This window comes from Pseudarthrobacter sp. Pseusp20 (assembly GCF_059492155.1).
Window position 1 is genome coordinate 376,676 of sequence record NZ_CP168521.1, and the last position, 19,292, is coordinate 395,967.

The following is a 19,292-nucleotide window of genomic DNA, read 5'->3' on the forward strand; positions in this document are numbered from 1 at the left end:
CCAGGCCCTAGTGGCCCTGCGCGGCGTCCAGCGGGTAGGCCACATACGCGAACCGCTTCGAATCCGGCGCCCAGCTGTTGACGTTGAGCGTGCCCTGGCCGCCGAACAGCGGCCAGGTGTGCAGCGGCGCGGTCCAGTCGCCGGTGGAGACAAGGACGACGTCGACCGGCAGGTCTGCGGGGTGGCCCCGGGTTCCAGCGGGAAAGCGCACATAGCTGGCCAGGCGCCCGTCGGGGGACAGGTGCGGGAACCAGTCGACGGTGGCACTGCTGACAAGCCGCTCGAACTGGCTGCCGTCCGGGCGGACCCGGGCAAGCTGGGCATGGCCGGGTGCCGTGGTGAACGACTCCGTGTTGAGGTACAGCCAGTCGCCATCGGGTGAATACTCGGGCCCGTCGCAGTGTCCCCCGCCCACCTCCACGTCCCAGGGCGGGCCTCCGCCAGCGGGGATGGTGCGCAGCCGGCCGGGCCGCGTGAAGTCTCCCGCCGCAATGTCCACGTACGCCAGCCTGCGCCCATCCGGACTGACGCCGTGGAGGAAGTGGAAGGATCCGTCGTCGTCCGTGATCCTGGTGGCCCGCCCGCCTGCCAGTGGTGCGCGGTAGATGTGGCCGTCCTCGCCCGAGAGGAAGATGCTGCTGCCGTCAGGGTCCAGGACGTGGTCATTGTTGAGGTCCGGGGCGCCGGTCAGTGGGAGGGGCTCCAGCGAACCGGCCGCCAGGTTGAGCCGCCACAGTTCCCCGTTTCCGTTAAGGATCAGCGCCCGGCCGTCGAGGGTCCAGTTGGGCGCCTCGAGCAGCATGTCCCCGGTGCGGAAGACCAGCGAGGATTCGCCGGTGACCGACGCGGTCCACACCTCGCAGCGCTGGCCTGGTTGAAGGGTGCGGACCACGTCAGTTCGTCCTAGTCCTTGCTGCTGAAGGCGGCGTCGAAGCTGGTTTGGGAGGCGGGGAAGTCGTATTTTTTCAGGGCCGTGAGTGCTTCGGGGGCGCCGTGGAGGCGGTCCATGCCGGCGTCTTCCCATTCGATGCTGATGGGCCCGTTGTAGCCGATGGCGGCGAGGGCGCGGAAGGAGGCTTCCCAGGGGACGTCGCCGCGTCCGGCGGAGACGAAGTCCCAGCCGCGGCGGGGGTCGCCCCAGGGCAGGTGGGAGCCCAGGACGGTGTTGCGGCCGGTCTGGCGGATCTTGGTGTCCTTGCAGTCCACATGGTAGATCCGGTCCTTGAAGTCCCAGATGAAGGAGACGGGATCGATGCCCTGCCACATCATGTGCGAGGGATCCCAGTTCAGGCCGAACGCTGCCCGGTGCCCGATCGCTTCGAGGGTGCGGACGGTGGTCCAGTAGTCGTAGGCGATCTCGGAGGGGTGGACTTCGTGGGCGAAGCGGACGCCGCATTCGTCGAAGACGTCCAGGATGGGGTTCCAGCGGTCGGCGAAGTCCTGGTAGCCGGCGTCGATGACTTTTTCCGGGACGGGCGGGAACATGGCCACGTATTGCCAGATGGAGGAGCCGGTGAACCCGACGACCGTGTCCACGCCGAGGGCTTTGGCGAGCCGGGCGGTGTGTTTCATTTCCTCGGCGGCGCGGGTGCGGACGCCTTCGGGGTCGCCGTCGCCCCAGACTTTGGAGCCGACGATGGCCTGGTGGCGGAAGTCGATGGGGTCATCGCAGACGGCCTGGCCTTTGAGGTGGTTGGAGATGGCCCAGACCTTGAGGTTGTACTTGTCCAGGATTTCGAGTTTGGACTCGACGTAGCCGGGTTCGTCCCAGCGCCAGGCGTCCAGGTGGTCGCCGGAGACGGCGATTTCCAGGCCGTCGTAGCCCCAGCCGGAGGCCAGGCGGGCGACTTCTTCGAAGGGCAGGTCGGCCCACTGGCCGGTGAACAGGGTGAACGGGCGGGGCATGCAGGGCTCCTTGGAAGACGGGGGTGCTAGTGGCGGACGACGGTGAGGGTGCTCTTGTTGGCGGCGGATTCCTCCACAGCGTCCAGGACGTACTGGACGTTCAGTCCTTCTTCGAACGACGGCGAGGGCTGGTTTCCGTCCCGGATGGCCAGCAGGAAGTCGCGGACCTGGTGCGTGAAGGTGTGTTCCCAGCCGATGATATGGCCCTGCGGCCACCACGCGTCCAGGTACGGGTGCTCCGGCTCGTTGACCAGGATCCGGCGGAAGCCCTGTTCGCGGACCGGGACGGTGGCATCCAGGAAGCCGAGTTCGTTGAGGTTTTCCAGGTCGAACAGGAGGCTGCCCTTGTCCCCGTACACCTCGATCTGCAGCGAGTTCTTCCTGCCGGTGGCCACCCGGGAGACCTCGACTGAGGCGACCGCCCCGGAGGTGAGGGACAGCGTGGCCCAGGCGGCGTCGTCGACCGTGACGTCCTCGATGCCGTTCGTGCCGGGGCGGCGGCCCACGAAGGTGTTCAGCCGGCCGCTGACCTCGGTGACCTGGTCGCCCAGGAGGAACAGGACCTGGTCGATGGCGTGGCTGGCGATGTCCCCCAGCGCGCCGGATCCGGCGGTTTCCTTCCGCAGCCGCCAGGTCATGGGGGCCTGCGCGTCGGCGAGCCAGTCCTGCAGGTACGCGGCGCGGACGTGCCGGACCGTGCCCAGGCGGCCTTCGGCGATGAGCTCCTTCGCCAGTGCCAGTGCCGGGACGCGCCGGTAGTTGAAGCCGATCATCGACTGCACGCCCTTGGCCCGGGCCTTGGCCGCGGCGGCGGTCATGAGCTCGGCCTCCGCGAGGGTGTTTGCCAGGGGTTTTTCCACCAGGACATGCTTGCCTGCTTCCAGGGCGGCGATGGCGATCTCGGCGTGCATCCACCCCGGGGCGCAGATGTCGACGATGTCGATGTCGTCCCGGGTGATCACCGTGCGCCAGTCGGTGGCTGATTCTGCCCAGCCGTACTTGGCCGCCGCCTCGGCGACGGCGCCGGCGTCCCGGCCCACGAGGACCTTCTGCTCGAAGGCCGGGACGTCGAAGAAGCTGGCCACGTTCCGCCACGCGTTGGAGTGGGCCTTGCCCATGAAGGCGTAACCGATCGCGGCTACACCCAGCGGGCGGGGAGCCGGTTGGGAGGCCGAAGGTTCGGACGGGTGTGCGGGTGTGGTCATGATGCGTTCCTGCGTGCTTCCTGCTGGCTGGACTACGTGCTGGATTTAGAGGGTGGCGGTTTCCGGTGCCCAGTCCTCGGGGAGGGCGGGGGATACCGGGGCCGAGCTTTCGACGTTCACGAATGTGCCCGCATCGATGGACTCGGAGATCGAGACCATGGTGTCCAGGACGTGGTACGCCAGTTCGCCGGTGGCCCTGTGGGCTGTTCCTGCCCGCAGCGAGCGTGCCATGTCCAGCACGCCCATGCCGCGGCCGTTGGCGGGCCCGGTGGCCGGAACGGTGGTCCAGTCCTCGTCGCCGGCGCGCCAGAGCTTGATGTCGCCCGTGAAGTAGTTGGGATCCGGCAGCGAGATGGTGGCTTCGGTCCCGGTGATTTCCACGAATCCCATCCGGGTCCGGGGCGACTCGAAGGAGAAGACGCTGTGTGAGGAGGCGCCGGATTCGAACTGCGCCATCGCGGAGACGTGGGTGGGCACCTCGACGGTGAACTCCTCGCCGGCTTTGGGCCCGGAACCGATCACGCGCACATCCTTGGCCTTGGACCCGACGGCGGCCACCTTGCGGATGGAGCCGAAGGCCTGGACCAGGGTGGTGAGGTAGTACGGGCCCATGTCGAACAGCGGGCCGGCGCCGTGCTGGAAGAGGAACGCGGGGTTGGGGTGCCAGGATTCCGGGCCGGGGGTCTGGAACGTGGTCATCGCCGTCAGCGGCGTGCCGATGTCGCCGCGCTGGATCAGGCGCAGGGCCGTCTGGATGCCGGCCCCGAGGAAGGTGTCCGGGGCGCAGCCAAGGCGGATCCCGGCGGCGTCGGCGGTCTTGAGCAGGCCCAGCCCGGATTCGCGGTCCAGGGAGAACGGCTTTTCCGTCCAGACGTGCTTGCCGGCGTTGACGGCGGCGGTGGCCACCTCCACGTGGGCGGCGGGAATGGTGAGGTTGACGATGATCTCGACGTCGGGGTGGTTCAGGGCCTTGTCCACGCCGCCCCACTCCGGGACGCCGTACTCCTTGGCCCGGGCCTCGGCGGCTTCCTCGAAGAGGTCGGCGATCACGTGGACCTTGAGGTCCGGGAACGCGGTCAGGTTGTCCAGGTACTGCTTGCTGATCACGCCGGCGCCGATGACGCCAACGCCCACCGGCCCGGTGCGGGCCGGCTTGCTTGCGGGGGTGCTCACGCGTTGGCTCCTTCGGCTGCGGTGTTGCTGTCGGTGTCGCTGTTCAGGAAGGCAAGGCTCTGGGCGATGCCATCGAAAATGTCGCCGGCATAGTCATCGAACTCCACCACGCCCACCTCCAGCGACTTTGCTGCGGCGATGACCTCCATCACGGGCACTTTGCCCTGGCCTGCGGGCTGCTGGGCCTTATTGTCCTTGTTCAGGGGGCCGTCCTTGATGTGGATGAACTTGACCCGGTCGCCCAGCCTGGCCAGGAGTTCCACGGGGTCTTGGCCGCCCACGGCTGCCCAGTAGGTGTCCACCTCCAGGACCAGTTCCGGGTCCAGCAGGGATGCGAAGTACTCCAGGGCCGTGCGGCCCTCGATGGTGGACTCCAGTTCCCAGGCGTGGTTGTGGTAGCCCACGCGGATGCCGTATTCAGCACCCTTTTTGGCGGCCGCGTTGAGCTTTTCGGCGGTGGCCTGGATGTCTTCGGCCTTTTGCCAGTGCTCGGCGGGAAGGAAAGGATCAATGACGGTGGTGATGCCCAGTTCCTTGGCCGCCGCGAAGATTTCGTCCTGGTCCTGGCTCATCAGGGGCGCGTGGCCGGACGGCGCGGTGAGGCCGTACTCCTTCAGGGCGGCGCCGAGTTCCCTGGCGGTGGCCACGAAGTTGTACGGCTCAACCTGGGTGAAGCCGATCTCCGCCACCTTCCTGATGGTCCCCGGAAGATCCTCGGAAATGGCGTTGCGGAGCGTGTAAAGCTGCAGTGAGTAGGACATGGGTTTCCTTAGCGGTTCTGTAGAGGTCGTTGGGGTTGGGGTCAGCGGCCGGCGAGCGAGCCGCCGATGCCGCCCACGCTGAAGTACTTGTTCAAGGTGGCGAAGACGATGACGGGCGGAAGCATCATGACCACGGCCAGGGCCATGACCGAGGTCCAGTCCGTTGCATTCTGCTGGAAGAAGGACTGCACGCCCATGGGAAGGGTGAAGATTTCATTCGAGCGCAGGAACACGATGGCCACCAGGTAGTCGTTCCAGGCCAGGAGGAAGGCGAAGATCGCGGTGGAAAGGACGCCGGGCAGGGAGTTCCGCAGGACCACCTTGGTGAAGGAGCCGAAAACGGAGCACCCATCGATCCAGGACGCCTCCTCCAGGCTGATCGGGATGGAATCGAAGTAGGCGGCCATCATCCAGGTGGCAACCGTCATGGTGGAGCCGACGTAGATGATGGTCAGGCCCAGGAGGTTGTCCACCAGGCCCATGCCGGCGAACAGGATGAACAGCGGCACCACGGAGGTGATGATGGGCAGCGACTGCATCACGAACAGGAGCAGCGAATATCCGGAAACCGCCTTGCTGCGGCCCCGGGAGAGGACGTAGCCGGCAGGTGCGGCCACGGCCACGGACACCACCACCGTGGAAAGGGTGGTGATCAGGCTGTTCTTCAGCCAGGTGGCGGCCAGGGTCTTGGAGAAGACGTTGCCGAGGTTTTCAAAGGTCAGGCCGGTGGCCGTGCTGTTCGGCCCGGGCGTGAAGGCCAGGAGGATGGTGACCATGATGGGCACCAGCACGATCCCCGTGATGATGAGGATCGCGGCGAACCGCCACCAGCGGCCGCGCTGTCCCGCCTCGGAGAGGACCCTGCGGCGTTTGCCGGCATCGACGCCGAGCGTGGGGCCGGATTCGGGATGGGCGTGGAGTACTGCGCTCATTATTCGACGCTCGACTTTCGGATCTGGCGGTACAGGATAACCGAGATGACCACCAGGGTCATGGTCATGAGGAAGGCGATGGCCACGCCTGGGCCGGTGGCGAAGTCCTGGAACACGGTCCGGTACGCCAGGACCACCAGGGAGGTGGTGGCGTTGACCGGGCCGCCGCCGGTGAGCAGGTAGATGGTGGGGAAGTCGTTGACGCAGAAGATGGTCATCAGGATCCAGCTGATGTAGGTGGAGCGGGCAATCAGCGGCAGGGTGATCTGCGTGAACTGCTGCCAGCGGCTGGCGCCGTCCATGCTGGCTGCCTCGTAAACGGTGGTGTCCACGGAGGCCAGCGCGGCCGAGATCATCATCATCATGAACGGGAAGCTGACCCAGACCTTGAACACCATCACCGTGATGGAAGCAAGGGAGGGGTCGGCCAGGAAGAGCGGGGTGCCCATGCCCAGGTTCCGGAACAGCGACGGGATCAGGCTGTCCGGGGTGGCCACCAGCCAGTTCCATGCGGTGGAGGAGACCACGATGGGCACCACCCACGGCAGGAGCAGCAGGACCTTGAAGGTGCCGCCGGCCGGAATCCTGGTCCGCAGGAGCAGGGCAAGGCCCAGGCCCACGAGCCATGACCCGAAGACGCCCACAATGGTGAACCACAGCGTGAACTGTGCTGCCTTCCAGAAGGCCGGCGACGTCAGGACGGTGGCGAAGTTCTGCGCGCCCACGAAGTTGCCGGTCTGGAGCAGGTCCCCGTCATGCGTGGCCTGGATGGCCGCATAGATCAGCGGGTAGCCGTGGATCAGGACAAGGAGGACCACGGAGGGAAGCAGGAGCCAAAAGAAGGTCCTGGTCGCCTGGGCGGAGAGCTTGCTCTTGCGCTTGCCGGGGGCGGTCCCGGACCCGCCGGGGGCAATCCCGCGGCGGGCCCGGGCCAGGCCGGACTGGGTGGTGGTGCTGGACATGGGCGGTCCGTCCTACTTCTTCAGGACTGATTCGAGGCCGGACTGGAAGGTCTGCAGGGCAGTCTTGGCGTCGGCCTTTCCGGTGATGATGGTCTGGCTGAACTGGTTCAGTGCCTGGCCGCCGTCGAGTGCGGCGAGGTTGGCGTTGAGCCTGCTGCCCTGGGCGGCGAAGGTCTTGGCGATGGGCTGCCAGTCCTTGACGATCTTGACGTTGTTGGGGTCGTTGGCGAACTCGGGAATCTCCGTGATCGACTTGAAGACCGGAAGGGCGGACATCAGCTTCTTCTGCCACAGCTGCTTGAGCTGGCCCAGGTAGTACACCAGGAACTCCTCCGACGCCTCCTGGGACGGGGTGTTGGTGTACATCATGATGTTGTTCGGGAAGACGATCGTTGCCTTGTCGCCGTGCGGACCCTTGATGGGGTCAGCCACCAGCAGGTCGCCCGAGGTATCGCCCACACGCTGCGGAACGTTGACCTGGAACAGGCCGTAGCCTGCCTTGCCGTCCTTCCACTGCGCGGACATGTTGTCCGTGGTGTAGCTGACAGCGGCGGGGTCGACGATGCCGTTGGACACGAGTTCCAGGACGAACTCCATGGCCTCCACGTTGCGGTCGTTCATCAGGTCCAGCTCGCCGTCCTTGTTCCAGACACCGCCGCCGTTGTTGACCATCATCATGATCATGGAGTGGTTGGCGTAGTTGTTGCCCGCGCCTGCGCCGGTGGTGAAGCCGAATGCGCCCACCTTCTTCAGGGCCTTGCCTGCTTCCAGCAGGGACGGCCAGTCCGTGGGGAGGGCAACGTTTGCCTTCTCGAACAGCGACTTGCGGTACCAGAAGACGCGCATGTCCAGCTGCCACGGGACCGCCACGTAGCCCTTGTCCGACTTGAAGGGGTCCAGCACGCCGGGCAGGAAGTCGTTGAACTGGCCATTGGCCTTCAGCTTCTCGATCACCTTGTCCGCGTACGCGATCTGGCCCTGCTGCTCGAACTGGAAGGCTTGGAAGCCGCCGCCGGTGGAGACAGCCGGGCCCGTCTTCGAGGCGATCGCGGAGGAGAAGGTCTGGTAGAAGTTGTTCCACTGGATGATCTGGTACGAGGCCTTGGCGCCGTTGGCTCCGGAGAAACCTTCCGCGATGCCCTTGGCGGCGTCGTTGTAGGCGGGCGTTGCCCACGGCATGTCCCAGAACTTGACCGTTCCGCCCGCGCCGCCTCCGCCGCCCTGCGATGCCGAGCCGCCGCCGCAGGCGGCGAGGAGGGGTGCTGCGGCGGCGGCAGCCGTCAGGCCCAGGAAACCGCGCCGGGAGAAGGGGCGGCGCTGTTCGGAAGTTGCGTTCATGATGTGTCCTTTCGGGACCGGCCGGCGCAGTGCGCCGTTGGTGCGGTCCTGCTCATCGTCGAGAGTGGAGGTGGGACTGGACTGCTGTTCAGGTTGCGTATCGGTGGGTCTGGTTACGTGGCAGCGAGGGTTGCGTAGAGGTCGGTCAGCCGGGCGAACCCGGCCAGATCGTCCGGCCGGGTGCCGGCGCCAAGATGGTCCTTCAGGCGCCGCCACGCTGACCGGTGGGCGGATTCGTAAAGCGTGGGAAGCAAAAGTTCGCCATGGGCTCCGGTGACCCGGACTTCGGCCGGCCAGGCGGCGTCCGGATCCGGGACCTGGACGGACACCCCGCCGTCGGCGGTGTAGAGGCGGATGTCGACGGCGGCCGGGCGGGCAGCGGTCAGCACGCCCTGGGCGGTGAAGGGCGCGCCGTTGGCCAGCCTGCCGGCCACCGTGTATCCCGTGGCGTCGCTGCGGAGGAGGCTTACGCCGTCGAGCGGTCCGCTGACGGCCAGCAGCGCGGCGAGGTGTTCGCCCAGGAGCCGCTGCGGGTCGGTGCCGGGGGCCGCCGTCGCAACGCTGTCCAGCAGGGACGCGCTGCCCAGGGCACTGCGCACTGCGTCGCGGGCGTCCGGGGTGCTGCCTTCCGCCACCAGGGCGGGGTTGGAGGCCCAGCGGAGGTCCAGGACGACGGCGGTTCCTGCGGCGTCAACCGCGGCGGCCAATTCCGTGGTGTCCTCGGGTGCCGGGTTGGCCACCACAACGCCGCGGGCGCCGGCGGCAACGGCGTGAAGGGCTTCGGTGGTCCAGCCGGGTCCGCCTGCGACCACCAGGACGTCGGCCGTGCCCTGCCGGCTCTCCGGAGCCGGGCCGAAGGTTGCAGGCAGTGAGGCCACCGTTTGGGTAACCGCGCCCTCTTCCCGCGCGGCAGGTGATGCCGAGACCGTGTACTGGCCGCTCATGGCGTAACTCCTGCTTTTTCCGCGGCACCGGCATGCCCCGCCCCGGCGCTTGCTGCCGTGGCGTCGGCGATGGCGAGGGCAAAGGTGAGGTCGTCGATCAGGGTTTGTGCGGCGGGTGCCTGGCGGGTTCCCCGGGCAAGCCCGGCAAGTTCACGCCATTCGCCCTCATAACCGTTGTGGCCGTACGGGCCGAACGTGCGGGTATCGCTGCCGTTGCCGCGGGTGAGGGTGGCCACTGCGGAGCCGGCCTGGACATACGACGGTGTGAAGTCGATGTGAAGGGCCGCATCGTCCCCGATGGCCTCGAAGGTCCACTCGGGCTTCCAGGTGCCGTTCATGACGGCACGCAGTTCGATGACGCGGGTTGGGGTGCGCAGCGAAACGGCATAGCCGAACGGGCGGACGTGGAACACCTGGAGGACTTCGAGGTCCGTGAAGTCCGGGGTGAACCGGCGGACCAGCGGCAGGTCGTGGATGGCCAGGCCCATGATCCCGCCCCGGAGTGCGCTCTTGATGACGTCCGGGTCCGAGTAGTCGGGCCGGCCTGCGGCCGGCCGCGTGACGATCTCGGTGGCGAAGTCCTCGAACCGGGCATTGGGCGGCAGGACGATGGAGGAACGGATGGTGTGGACCTGCCCGGGAAGGTCGCCCCAGTTCTGTTCGGCCGCGAGCCAGCCGGGGTCGAAGGTGTGCATGGCCCCGACGACGATTGGGACCCCGGTTTCGGAGCTGACGGCCGAGATGCGGGCGGCCTCTTCGGCGTTCATGGCGAAAGGCTTTTCGCAGAGGACGGCCTTCTTGCCGGCCCTGCAGGCGGCGATGACCTGGTCGGCGTGGAACTGGTGGGGGCTGCAGATTGCCACGACGTCCACGGCGGGATCGTCCAGCAGGGCAGCCATGCTGGTGCCGGCCGTGGCGCCAACGCGGGCTGCCACCGACGAGGCCACGGCGGCATCCACATCCATGATGTGCCGTACTTCCAGGATGTCCTGGAGGCGGGCCAGTGCCGGGAGGTGGATGGCCTGCGTGACGGGCCCCGCGCCGAGGATGCCGACGCCGAGGAGCGGCCGGTCTGCCGGCGCTGCGTGCTGGGACGCTGCTTGCTGGGACAAGGTCAGTTACCTCTTTGTAAGCGGACTCTGGGGGTGTAAGCGGATTACGGTGCCGGAATCAGTGCGGCTGATGTTCACCATCGGATCCGCGAATGTGCCTTGAGTCACAACGTAGAACTACTTTTGACGCACGTCAAGCAAAAGTTGTTTGTTGCGCGTCATTCTTCTGATTGGTGACAGCAGAAAGTAAGAGTGTTATGACTTAGACATGACTTCAGTGACAGGTAAGCAGGCCGGAAAAGAGTCCGATGTCGGCAGCCTGTCGCGCGCCGGGGACCTCTTCCAACTGCTGCGTGACGGCCGGGCCCGCACCCGCGCCGAGCTTGCGCTGAGCACGGGTCTGGCCCGCTCAACCGTCGCCTCGCGGATCGATGCGCTGATGCTGTCCGGCCTGGTGGGTCCCGCGGGTGAGGCGCTCTCCAGCGGCGGCAGGCCGCCGTCGCGCTTTGCCTTCAACCCGTCAGCCCGCCTGGTGCTGGCCGTGGACGTGGGCGCCACGCACGTCATCGTTGCGGTGACGGATCTCGGCGGAAACATCCTGGCCGAACACCGGCTGGCGCAGCAGGTGGCCGACGGGCCGGAAGCCGTGCTGGACCAGGTGGTGGCGCAGGGCAAGGAACTGCTGGCGTCCACCGGACGGACCGTTGCGGAACTGGCCGGGATCGGCATCGGGCTGCCCGGGCCCGTGGAACATGACACCGGCAAGCCCGTCAAGCCGCCCATCATGCCGGGCTGGGACGGGTTCGACGTGGTCAGCTACGTCCAGCGGTCCCTGCCCGTCCACGTGCTGGTGGACAACGACGTGAACATCATGGCGCTGGGGGAGCAGTCCGCGCACTGGCCCGAACACAACAACTTCTTCTTCGTGAAGGTGGCAACCGGCATCGGCTCCGGCATCATCAGCAACGGGGAACTGCAGCGTGGCGCCAACGGCACGGCAGGCGACCTGGGCCACGTCCAGGTGGCCCGCGGCGCGGATGTCCTGTGTGCCTGTGGAAACTATGGGTGCCTGGAGGCGCTGGCGTCCGGTCCCGCCGTCGTGCGCTCCCTCCGGGACCAGGGACTGGACGTGGCAAAGGGCTCGGACGTGCTCCGGCTCGCCGCCGACGGCAACCTGCAGGCCATCCAGGCGCTGCGCCAGGCCGGCCGGGACATCGGCGAGGTTCTGGCCACCGTGGTGAACCTGCTCAATCCGTCCGTGATTGTGGTGGGCGGCAGCGTTGGCGAGACGGGCGAGCACCTGGTGGCCGGCATCCGCGAGGTGGTGTACCGGCGCTCCCCGCCGCTGGCCACCTCGCACCTGCGCATCAACGGCTCCCGTGCCGGGAGCCAGGCGGCGGTCCTTGGCGCAAGCAAACTGGTCACCCAGTACGTCCTCTCGCCGGCCGTCATCGAAGCCACGCTGGCAGGCGCCATCGCCGGGTAAAGCCGGGAATCCCCGGCCTACCCGGCGTGGGCCCTACGCCTCCGCCTCCGGCTCGGGCGCTTCGGCCAGGATCAGTGCCGTGCCGCCGTACGCGGGCAGCTCCAGGAAGAAGCTGTGCAGGTCATCCACCTGCCCCACCGTCTCGCCGCTGAACAGATCCTTGACGTTGGCGCCGGACGGCAGCTCGTTGGACTGGATGCTGCCGGCGATGTCCTGCCCGGAGAAGTTGAGCGCCGTGACCTGCAGGCTGCCGTCCTTCAGCCGGTTGACCAGCACCAGTGCGCTGCGGTTGGAAACGTCCGGGACGTCGAGCAGGGTGCCGGTGGCGATCCCGTTCTCTTCCCGCACGGCGAGGATCCGCTGCAGCCGGCGGGCGAACGAGTCGGGGTCCTTGAGCTGTTCGGGCAGCGGCCCGTACAGGCTGCGGGCCCGGGGCATCCCGGCGGACGAGGTGGTGGCGTCCGGACTGGTTCCCATGAGGTCGTGGGCGCCGCGGTTGATCCAGCGGGTATCGCCCTGCGAGGTGAGCTCGCGGACGCTGCTCCGGTCCAGGGCCAGGATGCCCGTGAGGTCCCAGCCGGAAAGGGCAAAGACGCCCGGCTGCAGGGCGTTGTACATGGCCAGGAGCAGGTGGACGTCCCGGATCTGGGCTTCCTGCTCCGGGGTGGTGGTGGACGGGTCCTTGATGCCCAGCGCGGCCATGATGAAGCTCACCGAGGTGCAGGCAATGCCGTTGGTGGTGAAGACGGCGTTGTAGGGCCCGTTTTCGCCGGTGAGCCGTTCCCGCAGGGTCTGCTGGACCTGTTCGGCCAGCTGCGCCCCGGTGAGTTCCTCGCCGTTGAGCTCGAACATCTCGTCCCGGTGCCCGGCGGCGAAGTGCAGGAGCTCGTAAGTGAGTTCGTCATGGTTCTGCAGGGCATGCACCAGCGACGCCTGGTCCACGCCGATTTCCAGCGACAGCCGGAGGGTCAGCCGCAGGAACTCGGTGTCGGCCGTGACCAGGGAGTAGTGGTACGCAGGCCGGGTGATGAAGTCGTAGGACAGGTCGGGGCCGGCATCGGAGGTTGCCTTGATGTCGTCGATGGTCAGGTTCAGTTCCTGGAAGGAGAACCCGCCCACCTTCCGGATCATGGAGCCGATGAGCTGGTTGGCTGCCTCGGACAGTGGGTGCCCCTCGGACCAGCCGGGTTGTTCTTCGGCGCTCTTCTCCACGCCCAGGAAGCCGTTGGCGTCCAGGCGCAGCGCCCCCGTGCCCAGGTCCACCAGCGAATGCAGGGCATCGCCCACCACCAGGCGCATTCCGGCGAAGGTGGGGTCCAGCCAGTTGATGGAGGGCTGGCCGGCCTTGAAGTAGTGCAGGTAGACCCAGCGGCGGGTCTTGCCGGTGGTATCCACGATGGGCCGCGTGGCGCTCCAGTTGGTTTCCTTCACCCCGGGTTCGTAGAAGATGACCCGCTGCAGCCTGCCGATGATGTAGCCGGCCTTCTGCAGCGCCTGCTCGGAGTCGGGGCTGAGGTTGACCGAGTCCGCCCCCTCCGGGACGTCCGGGAGCAGGTTCCAGTCCTCCTCCGGAATATCGATCATGTGGTAGATACCGGGGTAGTCCCGGAAGTTCATTTCGGCCAGGCGGAAGTCCGCGCCCTTGCCGGTGTGGCCCGGGACGATGTCGTCGATGACGGTGCCGTCGTGCTCGGCGGCCACCTCGCACATCCGCCGGAACTCATCCTCGGTGCCGAAAACAGGGTCGATCGCCATGCTGATGCGGTCGAAGTGCCCGTCCACGCTGGGCGTGTGGGACCAGCCGCTGATGCCGCCGGCGAGCTTCACGGGCCCGGTGTGGATTCCGCGGATACCGATTTCGCGGAACGCCTTCCACATGGCCGGATCGCCCAGCGCCGAAAGGAATGACTGGCCGGACGGGGTGATGAAGGACAGCGGGTAGGCGGTGAACCACACGGAGGCGCGTTCGACGGCGGCCCGCGGGTTGGGATGGGCGTACGAGTTCTGCCACATGCTGGCCTGGCCGGACAGCTGCCGGGCCAGCGTGTTCGCGTCCCCGAGCATCGCCTGGTTGCGGAGCCAGTCCACGTACGCCGCGTTCCGCCCGTCGAACTCAAAGGACGGCCTGCTGCCGACGAACTGGCGCCGGCGCGCGATGGGCCGCAGCGCCTTTGGCCTGGCCGCGAAGAACTGCTCGTCGAAATTGACGTCCAGTTCCGTTGACGGCTCCGCAGCGCCCGCTTCCACTTCCCCGATGGGGGCGGCTGCATCCGCTTCCGAAGTGTTCCCGCTGGTGCCCGGCTCAGGCATAAGCTCCTCTTTCCATTGCTCGTTTCCGTGCTGGCATGGATGCTCCAAGACCCCTTGCCCAAGGAAACGTACCCAGGGCAACAGGGAGTATTCGGCGTTCCCTCTCCCGATGCTACTGCTCAGCGGAGCCGGTGGAGGGGACAAACGTGCCTGGGCTAGTGGATGCTTTGTCCGATGTCCCGGCCAATCTGCTGGAGGAGGGCGGTGGACAACCCTGGGTCTTTGGCGGAGTCCCGGCTGGTGTAGTCGGCCAGGGCGTACACCCGTGCCAGGGACAGGTCCGCCCAGCGTTCGCGGGGAAGCAGGGAACGGCCGGCGACGGCGATGATGGGCCGGGTGCCGGACCGGCGGGCCACGGCAGCCGGGAGCTTCCCGGCGAGGGTCTGCAAGTCGATGCTGCCTTCGCCCGTGATGACCAGGTCGCAGTTGTCCCTGCGGCCATCGAAGTCCAGCAGGTCCAGGAAGAAGTCCGCTCCCGATACCTGCCGCGCGCCCAGCAGCAGGCAGGCGAAGCCCAATCCGCCGGCGCTGCCCGCTCCCTCGTGTCCGGCCAGTTCGCGGGCGGAAGCAAATCCCGCGCCTTCCATCCTTGCCACGAAGTGCACCAGCCCGGCGTCCAGGCTGGCCACATCGGCCGGCACCGCCCCCTTTTGGGGCCCGAAGACGGCAGCAGCGCCGGCAGGACCGCATAGCGGATTGGAGACATCGCTGGCAACGATCAGTTCAGCCGCCACCAGGCCTGGAAGGGGGGAGCCCTGGACGGAGCGGATCCGGAAGAGGCTGCGCCCTGTCCCTTCAAGGCGGTGGCCATCGGTGTCGGTGAAGGTGTAGCCCAGGGCGGACAGCATCCCCGTGCCCCCGTCTGTGCTGGCACTGCCGCCCAGCGCCAGCACGATTCGTGCCGGGGCAAGGCTGAGGGCGAAGCGGATGGCTTCGCCGAATCCGCGGCTGGAGGAGTTGAGCGGGTCAAGGGTGCCGTGGGGCAGGAGCGAGATCCCGCAGGTGTTGGCCACTTCCACGACGGCGGTGACTCCGTCGAAGGCGATGGATGCCTGCACCTGCTGCCCCGTCGGCCCGGTGACCTGGCAGGTGTGCCGCGCGAACCCTGCCGAGACGGCGGCGTCCACGCTGCCGTCTCCACCGTCGGCCAGGGGGAGCAGGTCGCACTGGATGGTTCGGTGGGCCCCGGCGACGGACCGGAGTCCGGCCGCCAGGGCGTGTGCCACCTCATGGGCGGTCAGGCTGCCCTTGAATTTGTCGGGCGCGATGAGGGCGCGGAGGGAGGGGGTGGAAGTGGACATGTCAGACGGTCTCGGAGTAGGCGGGGCGGCGGTCGGCAGGGAGGGGATGCCCGACGCCGGCCGAATCCTTCCCTGGGGCAGGCACCTGGTGGAGGTCGTCGTCGTTGGGGCCGGCCCCGGCATGCAGTTCCTGAGCCTGAGCCTGAGCCTGAGTCTGCGCGGGCACAGGTTCCACGGTTTCGCCCGCAAAGACGCGGCGGACACGGTCGGCGTCGAGCGTGCGGTCCCACCAGGCGATGAACAGGGTGGCCACCGCGTTGCCGGTGAAGTTGACCAGGGCACGGCACTCCGACATGAACTTGTCGATGCCGAAGATGAGCATGATGCCGGCCGCCGGGATGGTACCGATGGTGGCCAGTGTGGCGGTCAGGGCAATGAAGCCGCCGCCCGCCACGCCGGCTGCGCCCTTGGAGGTCAGCAGCATGACGGCGAGCAGGCCCAGCTGCTGTCCGATGGTCAGGCTGGTGTTGGTGGCCTGGGCGATATAGAGGGCCGCGAGGGACAGGTAGATGGCGGCGCCGTCCAGGTTGAAGCTGTAGCCCGTGGGGACTACGAGGCCCACCGTTTCCTTCTTGACGCCGGCGTGCTCGAGCTTGCGCATCAGCCCCGGCAGGGCAGGCTCGGCAGTGGAGGTGCCTAGGATGAGCAGGTATTCCTCCTTGAGGTGCCGGATCATGCTGAAGATGTTCAGTTTCAGGAAGGCCATGACCGAGCCGAGGACCACCACCACGAAGAGGATGGAAGTGGCGTAGAAGAGCGCGATCAGGCCGCCCATGCTGGTCAGGGATGAGACGCCGTACTTACCCACCGCGAAGGCCATGGCACCGAATGCGCCAAGTGGCGCCGCTTTCATGATGAAGCTGAGGATCTTGAACATCACAGCGGTGAGGCGCTGGACGCCGTCAAGGACCGGGGCGCCCACCTTGCCCATGGCGTTCAGGGCGATCCCGAAGACAACCGCAATGAAGATGATCTGCAGAATGTCGCCCACGACGAAGGGCTGGACGACGCTGGTGGGGATGATGTTGGTAATGAACTGCCACCATTCCTGGTGCGCGCCGGCGTCGATCAGCTTGGCGGCCGAGTCGGAAGTCTTGATGGCGCCGGGGTCGGCGTTCACGCCTTCGCCGAGCCGGAAGATATTGATGGCCACCAGTCCGAATGCCAGGGCGCAGATGGTGCCGACCTGGAAATACGTGAGCGCCTTCAGCCCGGTCATGCCCACCTTCTTCAGGTCGGCGACGCTGGCGATGCCGCCCACGATCGTGAGGAAGACGATGGGTCCGATCAGCATCTTCATTGCGTTGACGAACGTGATGCCGATCGGTTCCATGGCAATACCGGTTGCCGGGGCAAGCCAGCCCACCAGGATGCCGATGACGATCGCTGTCAGTACCCAAAAGTACAGTTGCCGGTACCACCGGGTTTTCGGGGCCGCTGTTGCAGCTGCGGCGGTGCTGTTGTGGTCCATGATTCCTACCTCATTGTTGGAATGTCGCTGGAGGATGTTCTGGGGAAGAGATTGCTGCGGGGCGGGCGGCAGCGCTGCTTCACCGCCCGCCCCGGGCGTGGCACCGGCGACCGAATGGCGGCGCCGGAGGTTACTGCTTGCCTAGACAGCTGCCGGAGTGAGCGTCAGGGCCTTGATGATGGCTTCGGTGACGTCCTCGGTGTTTGCAGTGCCGCCCACGTCGCGCGTCAGGTGGCCCGCGCCGGTGGCCGCTTCGATGGCGGCTTCAACGCGGCGTGCTTCCCCGTGCAGGCCGAAGTGGTCCAGCATCAGGGCGGCGCTGGCGATGGCGCCGATCGGGTTGCTGATGCCCTGGCCGGCGATGTCCGGAGCGGAGCCGTGGACGGGTTCGAACATGGACGGGAAGCGGCGCTCCGGGTTCAGGTTGGCGCTGGCTGCCAGGCCCAGGCTGCCCGCCAGTGCGGAGCCGAGGTCGGAGAGGATGTCGGCGTTCAGGTTGGAGGCCACCACCACGGACAGGTCCTCGGGCTTGAGGATGAACTTGGCGCTCATGGCGTCCACCAGGACGCTTTCGGTCTGGACGTCCGGGTAGTCAAGGGCCACGCGGTTGAAGACCTCGTCCCACAGGACCATGCCGTACTGCTGGGCGTTGGACTTGGTGACGGAGGAAACCTTCTTCACGGTGCGGGTCCGGGCCAGGTCGAACGCGAAGCGCACGATGCGCTCGCAGCCCTTTTCGGTGAACAGTGCGGTTTGCAGCGCCACCTCGTTGCCGGGGCCGCGGCCGCTGAGGTTACGGCCGCCCAGGCCGGCATATTCACCCTCGCTGTTTTCGCGTACCACAACCCAGTCGAGTTCGGTGTTGTCTGCCTTGCGCAGCGGGGACTGCACGCCGGGGAGGAACTTAACGGGGCGGATGTTGGCCCACTGGTCGAAGTTCTGGGTGATGTTCAGGCGCAGCCCCCAGAGGCTGATGTGGTCCGGGACGTTTTCCCAGCCGACGGCGCCGAAGTAGATGGCGTCAAAGTCCTTCAGGGCTTCCAGGCCCTTGGGGTCCATCATCTGTCCGGTCCTGGCGTAGTACTCCGAGCCCCAGGGAAACTCGGTCCAATCGAAAGCGAACCTGCCGTTGGAGTTTTCGGCCAGCGCATCCAGGACGCGGCGGCCAGCGGCGACCACTTCCTTGCCTACGCCGTCCGCGGGGATCGAAGCGATGTTGAATGTCTGGTTGGCGCCCATGTGGCTACCTCCTCGTTGAGTGTGGGCAGTGTGTCCTGTTGCCGGGATCACGCTGCTTTTCTTCCTCCTCAAGTAGACGCGGCCCGCTCCATCAGCGTCCAAGACCAAGATTCGATCCAGCTGATAGGAACCGCCTATCGATCCAGTGATCAATGCTCCGATAACGCCCTTTTGAGCCCTAAACTGCGCTGCCGGAGCCGCCGATGGGTTGTGCCGCGGCTACTCCGCGTGCTGCCTGGCGACTTCCAGAAAGGCGGACGCCGCAGGGGTGAGGTCGTCCTTGCGGCTCAGGATGGCTACTTCCAGGTGCGAGACCGGTTCGATCAGGAGCGTCCGCAGGCCGGCCTTGTGCGCGGTGGGTGCCCACGAGGAAGGCATCACCGCATGCCCCACGCCGGCGAGAACGAGGGGGAGGATGGATGTGCGGTGGGCCACCTCCACCACAATCTCGGCTTCGATGCCCTGGGCCAGCGCATCGTCCACGAGCCAGCGCATCAGGGAACCGCGCTGGCTGGCGATGATGCGCTGGCCGCCAAGGTCCTCCCGCACAATCGAGTCACCGGAACCAAAAGTGTCCGCCTGCGGGTTAACGATGAGGATCAGGGGCTGCCGCTCCAGCGCCAATACTTCGACGCCGGGAACGCGGATGGCGGTGGGGGAACCGGCCAGTCCTATTTCCGTGCTGCCGCTGCGCACGGATTCCACCACTTCCTCCGGCGTGAACGCGGCCCCAACGTTCAGCCGGACCGACGGGTAGGTCTGGGTGAAGGCGGCAATCATTGAGGTAAGTGGTTCAATTCCCGGTGAGGGCATGGTGATGATGTCCAGCTGCCCGCTTCGGATGCCGCGAAGAGCCTGCACCGCGGACTGTGCCGCGGCCAGGTCCCGCATTACCAGACGCGCTGGACCCACCAACTCCCTGCCGGCGTCGCTGAGGACAGCCCGGCGGCCGATCCTGTGGAACAGGGGCACGCCCAGCTCCTTCTCCAGTCCGGCGATGGTCTGCGACAGGGACGGCTGGGCGATCAGCAGGTGCTCTGCCGCGCGGTTGAATCCACCGTGGTCTACCACCGCCAGGAAGTACTTCAGTTTCCGGGTGTCCAAAGCGGCTCCTCTCCGGCAGACCGATGCTGGGGTGCGCCTGAAGCCTACCCACGCCTGCCCCATTCTGCGAATCCCCCTTTCCCCCTTGTTTCGCCAACTTTGCCCACTA

Annotated in this window: 16 protein-coding genes; 1 reads left to right on the forward strand and 15 read right to left on the reverse strand. The window is 66.9% G+C overall.

Annotation, left to right across the window (positions count from 1 at the left end):
• Window positions 1-7: 7 nt before the first annotated feature.
• From ACEN9K_RS01860 to ACEN9K_RS01905, 10 genes are all read right to left on the reverse strand, one after another.
• Window positions 8-892: a TolB family protein gene (locus ACEN9K_RS01860; protein ID WP_495635092.1), complete on the reverse strand. Its 885-nt coding sequence runs from the start codon at window positions 890-892 to the stop codon at window positions 8-10.
• A gap of 11 nt (window positions 893-903) precedes the next feature.
• Window positions 904-1,905 (reverse strand): sugar phosphate isomerase/epimerase family protein, encoded by a 1,002-nt coding sequence (locus ACEN9K_RS01865; protein ID WP_495635093.1) that lies wholly within the window; start codon window positions 1,903-1,905, stop codon window positions 904-906.
• Window positions 1,906-1,931: 26 nt separating this feature from the next.
• Window positions 1,932-3,110, reverse strand: coding sequence for a Gfo/Idh/MocA family protein (locus tag ACEN9K_RS01870; RefSeq protein ID WP_495635094.1), 1,179 nt, complete (start codon window positions 3,108-3,110; stop codon window positions 1,932-1,934).
• A gap of 45 nt (window positions 3,111-3,155) precedes the next feature.
• Window positions 3,156-4,283, reverse strand: coding sequence for a Gfo/Idh/MocA family protein (locus ACEN9K_RS01875; protein WP_018770305.1), 1,128 nt, complete (start codon window positions 4,281-4,283; stop codon window positions 3,156-3,158).
• Window positions 4,280-5,044 carry a sugar phosphate isomerase/epimerase family protein gene (locus ACEN9K_RS01880; RefSeq protein WP_488315270.1) on the reverse strand — a complete coding sequence of 255 codons (765 nt, stop codon included), beginning with the start codon at window positions 5,042-5,044 and terminating at the stop codon, window positions 4,280-4,282. Before ACEN9K_RS01880 ends, ACEN9K_RS01875 begins: the two co-directional genes overlap by 4 nt.
• A 41-nt stretch (window positions 5,045-5,085) precedes the next feature.
• Window positions 5,086-5,976, reverse strand: coding sequence for a carbohydrate ABC transporter permease (locus ACEN9K_RS01885; protein WP_018770303.1), 891 nt, complete (start codon window positions 5,974-5,976; stop codon window positions 5,086-5,088).
• Window positions 5,976-6,938 carry a carbohydrate ABC transporter permease gene (locus tag ACEN9K_RS01890; RefSeq protein ID WP_018770302.1) on the reverse strand — a complete coding sequence of 321 codons (963 nt, stop codon included), beginning with the start codon at window positions 6,936-6,938 and terminating at the stop codon, window positions 5,976-5,978. Before ACEN9K_RS01890 ends, ACEN9K_RS01885 begins: the two co-directional genes overlap by 1 nt.
• Before the next feature lie 12 nt (window positions 6,939-6,950).
• Window positions 6,951-8,276 carry an ABC transporter substrate-binding protein gene (locus tag ACEN9K_RS01895; RefSeq protein ID WP_018770301.1) on the reverse strand — a complete coding sequence of 442 codons (1,326 nt, stop codon included), beginning with the start codon at window positions 8,274-8,276 and terminating at the stop codon, window positions 6,951-6,953.
• A 113-nt stretch (window positions 8,277-8,389) separates the two neighbouring features.
• Entirely contained in the window at window positions 8,390-9,220 is an 831-nt protein-coding gene (locus tag ACEN9K_RS01900) for a hypothetical protein (RefSeq protein WP_144601006.1), read from the reverse strand.
• The gene (locus tag ACEN9K_RS01905) at window positions 9,217-10,332 is read right to left on the reverse strand and encodes a Gfo/Idh/MocA family protein (RefSeq protein WP_056388458.1); all 1,116 of its coding nucleotides are present in this window, start codon (window positions 10,330-10,332) and stop codon (window positions 9,217-9,219) included. The genes ACEN9K_RS01900 and ACEN9K_RS01905 overlap by 4 nt, the downstream gene beginning before the upstream one ends.
• A 208-nt stretch (window positions 10,333-10,540) precedes the next feature.
• Here ACEN9K_RS01905 and ACEN9K_RS01910 point away from each other — a divergent pair, with 208 nt between their 5' ends.
• Window positions 10,541-11,758 carry an ROK family transcriptional regulator gene (locus ACEN9K_RS01910; RefSeq protein WP_018770298.1) on the forward strand — a complete coding sequence of 406 codons (1,218 nt, stop codon included), beginning with the start codon at window positions 10,541-10,543 and terminating at the stop codon, window positions 11,756-11,758.
• Between the two features lie 33 nt (window positions 11,759-11,791).
• On the opposite strand, the gene treS is transcribed toward ACEN9K_RS01910, so the two are convergent.
• The 5 genes from treS to ACEN9K_RS01935 all read right to left on the reverse strand — a co-directional run bounded on the left by treS (window position 11,792) and on the right by ACEN9K_RS01935 (window position 19,183).
• Window positions 11,792-14,068: a maltose alpha-D-glucosyltransferase gene (gene treS / locus ACEN9K_RS01915; protein WP_056388456.1), complete on the reverse strand. Its 2,277-nt coding sequence runs from the start codon at window positions 14,066-14,068 to the stop codon at window positions 11,792-11,794.
• Between the two features lie 155 nt (window positions 14,069-14,223).
• Window positions 14,224-15,369 (reverse strand): glycerate kinase, encoded by a 1,146-nt coding sequence (locus ACEN9K_RS01920; RefSeq protein WP_224084195.1) that lies wholly within the window; start codon window positions 15,367-15,369, stop codon window positions 14,224-14,226.
• Window position 15,370: 1 nt separating this feature from the next.
• Window positions 15,371-16,840: a C4-dicarboxylate transporter DctA gene (gene dctA / locus ACEN9K_RS01925; protein ID WP_224084196.1), complete on the reverse strand. Its 1,470-nt coding sequence runs from the start codon at window positions 16,838-16,840 to the stop codon at window positions 15,371-15,373.
• 141 nt (window positions 16,841-16,981) lie between these two features.
• Window positions 16,982-18,079 (reverse strand): tartrate dehydrogenase, encoded by a 1,098-nt coding sequence (locus ACEN9K_RS01930; RefSeq protein ID WP_224084197.1) that lies wholly within the window; start codon window positions 18,077-18,079, stop codon window positions 16,982-16,984.
• Window positions 18,080-18,298: 219 nt separating this feature from the next.
• Window positions 18,299-19,183: a LysR family transcriptional regulator gene (locus ACEN9K_RS01935; RefSeq protein ID WP_224084198.1), complete on the reverse strand. Its 885-nt coding sequence runs from the start codon at window positions 19,181-19,183 to the stop codon at window positions 18,299-18,301.
• Window positions 19,184-19,292: the final 109 nt, after the last annotated feature.

Coding starts and splice junctions, on each gene's coding strand:
- ACEN9K_RS01890 (WP_018770302.1), bottom strand. CDS start 6,938: ATGTCCAGCACCACCACCCAGTCCGGCCTGGCCCGGGCCCGCCGCGGG.
- ACEN9K_RS01900 (WP_144601006.1), bottom strand. CDS start 9,220: ATGAGCGGCCAGTACACGGTCTCGGCATCACCTGCCGCGCGGGAAGAG.
- ACEN9K_RS01920 (WP_224084195.1), bottom strand. CDS start 15,369: ATGTCCACTTCCACCCCCTCCCTCCGCGCCCTCATCGCGCCCGACAAA.
- ACEN9K_RS01880 (WP_488315270.1), bottom strand. CDS start 5,044: ATGTCCTACTCACTGCAGCTTTACACGCTCCGCAACGCCATTTCCGAG.
- dctA (WP_224084196.1), bottom strand. CDS start 16,840: ATGGACCACAACAGCACCGCCGCAGCTGCAACAGCGGCCCCGAAAACC.
- ACEN9K_RS01895 (WP_018770301.1), bottom strand. CDS start 8,276: ATGAACGCAACTTCCGAACAGCGCCGCCCCTTCTCCCGGCGCGGTTTC.
- ACEN9K_RS01885 (WP_018770303.1), bottom strand. CDS start 5,976: ATGAGCGCAGTACTCCACGCCCATCCCGAATCCGGCCCCACGCTCGGC.
- treS (WP_056388456.1), bottom strand. CDS start 14,068: ATGCCTGAGCCGGGCACCAGCGGGAACACTTCGGAAGCGGATGCAGCC.
- ACEN9K_RS01870 (WP_495635094.1), bottom strand. CDS start 3,110: ATGACCACACCCGCACACCCGTCCGAACCTTCGGCCTCCCAACCGGCT.
- ACEN9K_RS01930 (WP_224084197.1), bottom strand. CDS start 18,079: ATGGGCGCCAACCAGACATTCAACATCGCTTCGATCCCCGCGGACGGC.
- ACEN9K_RS01865 (WP_495635093.1), bottom strand. CDS start 1,905: ATGCCCCGCCCGTTCACCCTGTTCACCGGCCAGTGGGCCGACCTGCCC.
- ACEN9K_RS01910 (WP_018770298.1), top strand. CDS start 10,541: ATGACTTCAGTGACAGGTAAGCAGGCCGGAAAAGAGTCCGATGTCGGC.